Genomic DNA, 6,509 nt, shown 5'->3' with positions numbered 1-6,509 from the left:
CCAAACTCCTCCACAAACTCACCAACCTCACCTACAAACACACCACCGCCACCCAACACGCCCTCACCAACCTCCACCACCACCTCACCAACAACCAGTAAGCAAACGAAGAAACAGAACGGCCAAGAGAGAACGTGAAACGAGCCGGGAAATCACCGCCACCGGTCACCGCTGGCGGCGCTCCCGGCTCTTCGCGCTGCCCGGTCGGTCCGTACCGGCACAAGTCCGTTACAGCCTGCGCCAGTTCCTCCCAGGGCGCCTGCGGCCTGGCATCATCCGACTACGCCGGAAGATCAACGGGGTGCGGACGAGGCAGGACGGTGAGGATGCGGTGGACGACGTGACCGACGACGTGACCGACGATGTGACGGACAGCGTGCCTGGCGCCTGGGCGGGAAGCCTGAGCAAGCCGAAGCAGCGGCGGAAGGTGGCGCCGGTCGTCCGGATGGGATGGAAGGTCTTACTGGTCGCCATAGGCCTGTCCGCGGTGGGCCTCGGATTCTTCCGGTTCGTGGACGCCTTCGAGGCGTCGGGCGCCTACCGCTCGGCGCCGGCCTGCGGGTCGGCGGAGGCCGGGGACGTGGTGGAGTGCGTGCGGACGGAGAGCGGGCAGGTGACGAAGAAGTCGTCCAGTTCCAGCGACGATTCGGTCACCTATCTGCTGACGATCTCGCGCGAGACGGCTCCCAGCGGCGAGTACGACGTGGGCGGCGCCTTCTACCGGGATGTCGAGGTCGGCACCACAGTCGATCTGAAGATCTGGAAGGACGATGTGGTCTGGGTCTCCTATCACGGGCACCAGGCCGAACAGCGGAACATGCCGTGGTGGAGCGTGTTCGAGGTCGCCCTGTTGATCGGTGCCGGCACGACGCTGCTCGCGTACCGCGTGGCCTCGGCGGACCTGCGGGCGTGGGGGTGGCCGCTGCTCGTCGCCGTTCCGACCGCCGTCGCCACGGGCACGGGCTGCGTCCTCCTCATCGCGTACCAGTGGCCGTTCGCCGTCACGTTGACCCTGGCGATCGTGTCCTGGCTGATCACGGTGGTCATCGCCGCGACGGCCGTGTCGGAACTGTAGGCCCGCGGCGGGCGACGCCCGTCGGCCCCGCGCCACACCCGACGGCAGGCAGCCCGGTCCTCGACTCCCACATGATTGTCAGGTTCTCGACACGGGAAGGAGGCCGATCAGAGGCCGATCAGTCACAAACCACTCACCAGGGGAGGACCATCCGTGCGCCGCACACCCGCCGGCACCACCACCGCTCTGCTCGCCACCGCCCTCGCCGCGGCCCTGCTCGGCGCCACCCCCTCCTGGAGTGCGCCGGCCGGGAGCACGGCACCGCCCAGCGCGGCACCGCCCTCCCGCCAGGTGGAGGCCTTCGCGGAGGACGGCAGCATCTCCCGCGCCCAGGCCCCCGCCGTCTCCCCCTTCGTCGCCGCGCCGGCCCAGGGCGTGGCCGCGCCGCAGGGGGACGGTGACGTGACGCCGCTGGTCCGCAGCGGCGATCCGGCGACCAAGCTGGACGTCGTGGTGATCGGCGACGGGTACGCCGCGCAGGAGCAGCAGAAGTTCCTCACGGACGCGGCCGAGAAGTGGCGCGAGGTGACCGCCGTCGAGCCGTACGCCACGTACCGCGGACTGTTCAACGTCTGGGCGGTGTCGGCGGTTTCGCCGGAGTCGGGGGTGACCGGCGATCCGGACCGGGCGACCGTGCGGCACACCGCGCTGGGCTCGTACTTCTGGTGCGACGACGTGGAGCGGCTGCTCTGCGTGGACGAGAAGGCGGTCGAGCGGTACGCGGCGAAGGCCCCGCAGGCGGACCTGGTGCTGGTGGTGGCCAACAGTGCCAAGTACGGCGGCGCCGGCTACAACGACGTCACGTCCCCGCTCGGCTACGAGGGCATCGCCACGGTGGCGGGCGGGAACGCCAAGTCCGGGCAGATCGCGGTGCACGAGACCGGGCACTCGCTGGGCAAGCTCGCCGACGAGTACGCCTACGACGGCCAGGGGACGTACCAGGGCGACGAACCGGCCGAGGCCAACATCAGCACGCTCACGGCCGACCGGATGCGGCAGCAGGGCAACAAGTGGTCCCGCTGGCTCGGGCAGACCTCCCCGGACGGCGGGACGGTCGGTGCGTACGAAGGCGGCGGCTACTACCCGACCGGGCTGTACCGGCCGACCGAGAACTCGATCATGCGCTCGCTCGGGCGGGAGTTCAACCTGCCCGGGCGGGAGGCGATGATCGCCGGCTTCTACCGCCACGCCACGCCGCTCACCAGCCCCACGGCCGAAGGGAGTTGGCTCACCGCGGCCGACCACCTGACCGTCGACCTGCCGGTGCCCGGCACCCGGCTGCGCTGGTTCCTGGACGGCCGCGAGCTGCCACGCCTCTCCGGTCGCACTGCGCTGGACCTCGGCGACCTCAAGCTGACCGGGCCCCGGATCCGGCCGCACCTGCTCACCGCCGTCGCCACCGATCCCACCCCCGCCGTGACGGACCCGGCGCTGCGCGCGGACCTGACCGCGAGCCTGTCCTGGATCGTCACGCGGTGATCCTCACACGCTGATCGTCACGCGCTGAGACCGGTCCGAGCCGCTGCACCCGAATGCGGTGCAGCGGCTCGACGGGCACCGAATGCGGTGCAGCGGCTCCGCGGTGCCGGTGGTGTGCACGCAGAAAGTGCCTTCCTGCCAGGGCTGACGGATCTCGGACCCGCCTCATCGTCCCGGTTCGGAAGGCACTTCCGCGCTGCGATCACGCTGCGATCACACTGCGGACGTCGCCGCGCGTGGGACGCGCACGTCAGGCCAGGTCGAGATAGAACTTCTCGTCCGCGCCGCCGTTGGCATTGATCTGGCAGTTCACCGTTCCTCCCGGACCGGTGGCGGTGGTCACCCCACTGCCGGTCACCAGGCGCAGGTAGATGTTCGGGAAGGCCGCCGACCCGAAGGAGAACGAACCGTCGGGCTGGGGAAGGAGGTGGTACTTCTCCCAGGGGCCGAGGCCGAACTGACAGTTGACCGTCCCCCCTCCGGCCATGGTGGTGGGGACCCCGTTGCCGTCCATGCGCAGGAACACGTTCGGGAAGGCCGCCGACTCGAAGGCGTAGGTGCCGTCGCTCTGCGGCCGGACCCTGAAGGCCGTCAAGGGACCGTTGCCGAACTGACAGTTGACCGACCCCGCGCCGTTGTCCCTGGCCGTGGTCACTCCGGTGCCGTCCATGCGCAGGTGGACATTCGGATAGTGCGTCGACTGGATGGTGATCGGCGCGTCCCCGAGCTTTTCGAGGTCAGCTGCTGACAATGACATGACGGCCTCTTTCCCTTCGGTCTGGGCGTGTCACGAACGAGTCGAACCGGTTCCGCCACAGGCACTCTCTCCGTACTGAATTCGAGCGAGAGGGATGTGCCCGGTACGGCAATCACGGCGTCGGACAGCGGGAGCCTTTCGGGACGAACCATGCGGCCTCGTCGGCACTGTGCGGCCTCGTCGGCTCCATGTGCCGTGCTGCGTGCCGTAAAAGGAGAGCCTGACAGGCGGGAACGGCAAAGCGGCACATCAGCCGCTCGTGTTTGCCACCCCCCGTTTTCTTCCTGCTGCCGCAGGCCCCGCACCGACTGTAATCCGGCGCGTACAGCCTGTCCAGGCTCGGTACTTCGGCAAACGCCGTCCACATCGCGGACGATATGCGGAAGTGCTCCTTAGCCTGGGAGAACCGTCTTTTCAGGAAGCGGCGGCCGCGGTGGAATGCCCGGACCGGTCGTCCCGACCGTCGGGGAGGTCCTGACGGGCGCCGATGAGGTAGTCCAGGCCTTGCGCCGGGCCGGCGGGCGGGCCGAGCAGCTCCCACAGCGGTTCCCACAGGCGGGGCGGGACACGGTAGTCGCCCGCCAGCATCCAGACGTCGTCGCCGAGTCGGACCTCGGGGGCGCCCTCGAAGAGGTGGCGGACCCGCAGGTACTCCTCCCGGTTCAGCTCACGGGAGTAGCGCAGTTCGTCGTCCGTGTCGAAGCCGTCCAGGAGCCAGAGCACGTTGCGGCCGTCGGCGTAGGGGTCGTCGACGAAGGACGCATCGACGGAGGGCGCGTCGACGGACGCGTGGTCGGCCGGAGCGTGGTCGGCGCGGGGTTGGTCGTTGTCCACGCCGCCACTCTACGGGGGCCTGCGCTCAGCCCGGTCGGCGCTGTTCCGGCAGCGCCGGCGGGCGGCGGCGCAGCGGTGCCAGCTCGCGCTCCAGGGTGCGGACGTCCAGCGCTATCCGGGCCGCGATGTCGCGCGGGCCGGTGCCGGCGGGCATCCGGCGCGACCAGGAACGGGGCTTGGCCGGGCCGTCCTGGACCATGTGGAAGTTGAGCCTCACCACGTCGGCGACGTCGACCAGGCTCACCAGGATCCTGGTGTCCGGGAGGTCGATGCTCACCTCGTTCCCGATGCACGAGCAGGCCACCAGGCCCTCGATGTCCTCCTCGGCCAGGTACCTGGCCAGGGGTACCGCCCTCCCCCGGACCAGAAACGGACGATCCACCGGACTCACCGGACCCGCCTCCTCCCCCAGCACGCGCACGCGCCGCGGCCGCGGCGCAAGCGCACCGCAACAGACCGGGCCCGCCCATGCTCCACCACATCCGTGCCGGGCGCCAACTCGCTGTCTCACCCAGTGAATTGGGTGTAGTCACCGACCCGGCGCACCGGCGCACGCTCCGGCGCACCGGGCCCCGCACCGCAGCCATCGCCACGAGCGACCGCCACCACCACCGCCACCACCACGACCGGCCACCAACGCGCAGGTGCCCGTCCGCGCATGGCGGACGGGCACCTGAGGCAGGCAGTGCGTGCGGACGGGTGTCAGCGCCCCGAGCGGGTGAACCGGCCGTGCAGCACCAGGGAGCGGGTCAGCGCGAGCAGACCGCCCGTGCACAGCGCGGTGCGGAGCATGTTGGCCGGCACCCAGCTGTCGGCGAAGTGCGCCCGCACCGAGGCGAAGTCGTGGATCTGGGACGGGTCGCCCGCCGCCGCCAGCTGGTTGTTGAGCGGGATGTTGACGCCCATGGTCACCATCAGCGCCACCACGTACAGCGCCGTCGCCAGCGCGGCCCACAGCGCCGCCTGCCGCCGGCCCGCCTTGTGCAGCAGCCACGCCGCGATGCCCGTCGCCGCGAAGGCGCCGACGAAGACCAGGCCGAACATGCCGTTCTCGATCGACTTGTTGATGTGCTGCATCGCCGTCACGTACGTGCGGTCGTCACTCGCCGCGAGACCCGGCATGACCGACACGTCGAAGGCGAAGAACAGCCCCGCCATCAAACCCATCGCGATGGTCGCGCCCACCAGCAGCGGCCCGGTCGCCTTGCTCTGCCCGACGGCGTGCGCCGAACTCCCCATCCCCACACCTCCGATGGCCGACGGCGCGGAGTACGACAGCGGAACCGCGGTCTGATCCGAACGCATCTCAGGACCCCTTCACTCTCCCGGCCCGCAGGCTGCGGTGCCGACGAACTTTGTGCACACGACACCGACCACCGTGCGGTGCACCGCGCAACGGAAGCGCGACAACCGGAACCCCGGGCCGCAGGACGGCACATGCCCCGTCTTGCGCCGCCCGCGGCGGTCCGGCGGTCCGGCGGTCCTGCGGCCCGGCGGGCGCACCGTCGCGCCCGCCCGCCGCCCGCTGCGGGCTCAGAGCACCGCCGACAGGCCACGCCGGTACCGCCGCTCCAGCACCGTCCGCCCGATCAGCCGCACCGGGGCCGGGATCGTCGCGGACACCGCCCGGACGGCGGCCGGGTCCGCGCCGTCGAACATCCAGGGCTGCAGGTAGGTCATCACCTGGGTCGGTGCGCTCTGGATGATCCGGCGCTCCACCCGCAGGTACTCGTCCACCGGCAGGCCGGCCAGCGCCGGGAACACCACCGGCTCCTCGTGCCCGAGGTGGTCGCGCACCAGGGTCTCGAACGCCTCGGCGGCCGCCGGGAGTTCGGCCCGCAGCCCGGAGCCGAGCACCCCCGCCACCCGCCGCATCGACCGGTCCAGCGCCTCGTGGTCCTCCTCCAGGACCCCGCCGCCGTCGAACCCGGCCACCCGGCCACGCAGGTACGGCCAGAGGATCTCGTCCTCGCTGTGGTGGTGCCAGTCGATCACCGCGCGCAGCCGCCCGAACCACTCCGCCAGCTCCGCCGTGGATCCCGACGGTCCGCGCGTGGCGGCGGCGCTCAGCCGCGCCGCGTCGCGGCGCATCGCCACGTGCATCAGTCCGAAGCCCTTGATGTGGCCGGGCAGTGTGCCGATGCCCCGCTCGCTCGACCAGACCGTTGTGCCGTCCGACATGACCAGACCTCCAAAGTCCGTTCAGGGTCCCTTGCAACGCCCGCCCGGGGGCGGCCACACGGGGCCGCCGGGGACGAGCCGGCTCATACGTTCCACACGCCCGAGGCGGCGGCTTCCCGGGCGTAGTCCGCGAAGTCCCGCGGCTCACGACCCAGCGCCCGCCGCACCCCGTCACCCAACGAC

At 71.0% G+C, this 6,509-nt stretch carries 7 protein-coding genes and 1 pseudogene; 2 read left to right on the top strand and 6 right to left on the bottom strand.

The window, feature by feature from the left end; genetic code table 11:
• Nucleotides 1-331 precede the first annotated feature (331 nt).
• Together ABT048_RS41435 and ABT048_RS41430 are read left to right on the top strand one after the other, a co-directional pair.
• The gene (locus ABT048_RS41435; protein ID WP_350526829.1) at nucleotides 332-1,075 is read left to right on the top strand and encodes a hypothetical protein; all 744 of its coding nucleotides are present in this window, start codon (nucleotides 332-334) and stop codon (nucleotides 1,073-1,075) included.
• 153 nt (nucleotides 1,076-1,228) lie between these two features.
• The gene (locus ABT048_RS41430; protein ID WP_350526828.1) at nucleotides 1,229-2,554 is read left to right on the top strand and encodes a M64 family metallopeptidase; all 1,326 of its coding nucleotides are present in this window, start codon (nucleotides 1,229-1,231) and stop codon (nucleotides 2,552-2,554) included.
• Between the two features lie 250 nt (nucleotides 2,555-2,804).
• On the opposite strand, the gene ABT048_RS41425 is transcribed toward ABT048_RS41430, so the two are convergent.
• From ABT048_RS41425 to ABT048_RS41790, 6 genes and pseudogenes are all read right to left on the bottom strand, one after another.
• Entirely contained in the window at nucleotides 2,805-3,311 is a 507-nt protein-coding gene (locus ABT048_RS41425) for a fibroblast growth factor (RefSeq protein WP_350526827.1), read from the bottom strand.
• Nucleotides 3,312-3,725: 414 nt separating this feature from the next.
• On the bottom strand, nucleotides 3,726-4,145 hold the full coding sequence (locus ABT048_RS41420) for a hypothetical protein (protein WP_350526826.1): 420 nt from the start codon (nucleotides 4,143-4,145) through the stop codon (nucleotides 3,726-3,728).
• 25 nt (nucleotides 4,146-4,170) lie between these two features.
• Entirely contained in the window at nucleotides 4,171-4,527 is a 357-nt protein-coding gene (locus tag ABT048_RS41415; protein WP_350526825.1) for a hypothetical protein, read from the bottom strand.
• Nucleotides 4,528-4,847: 320 nt separating this feature from the next.
• Nucleotides 4,848-5,450 (bottom strand): anthrone oxygenase family protein, encoded by a 603-nt coding sequence (locus tag ABT048_RS41410; protein ID WP_350526824.1) that lies wholly within the window; start codon nucleotides 5,448-5,450, stop codon nucleotides 4,848-4,850.
• 228 nt (nucleotides 5,451-5,678) lie between these two features.
• Nucleotides 5,679-6,326: a hemerythrin domain-containing protein gene (locus ABT048_RS41405; RefSeq protein ID WP_350526823.1), complete on the bottom strand. Its 648-nt coding sequence runs from the start codon at nucleotides 6,324-6,326 to the stop codon at nucleotides 5,679-5,681.
• Nucleotides 6,327-6,409: 83 nt separating this feature from the next.
• Nucleotides 6,410-6,509 (bottom strand): annotated as a pseudogene (locus ABT048_RS41790) (NmrA family transcriptional regulator); the annotation flags it as partial.

Source organism: Kitasatospora sp. NPDC096140 (assembly GCF_040303045.1).
Classification (GTDB): Bacteria; Actinomycetota; Actinomycetes; order Streptomycetales; family Streptomycetaceae; genus Kitasatospora.
This window is presented reverse-complemented; position numbering and strand designations above follow the sequence as displayed.

Bases quoted from the DNA above. Each gene is read 5' to 3' on its own strand.
- ABT048_RS41410 (WP_350526824.1), bottom strand. From the start codon at position 5,450: ATGCGTTCGGATCAGACCGCGGTTCCGCTGTCGTACTCCGCGCCGTCG.
- ABT048_RS41425 (WP_350526827.1), bottom strand. From the start codon at position 3,311: ATGTCATTGTCAGCAGCTGACCTCGAAAAGCTCGGGGACGCGCCGATC.
- ABT048_RS41405 (WP_350526823.1), bottom strand. From the start codon at position 6,326: ATGTCGGACGGCACAACGGTCTGGTCGAGCGAGCGGGGCATCGGCACA.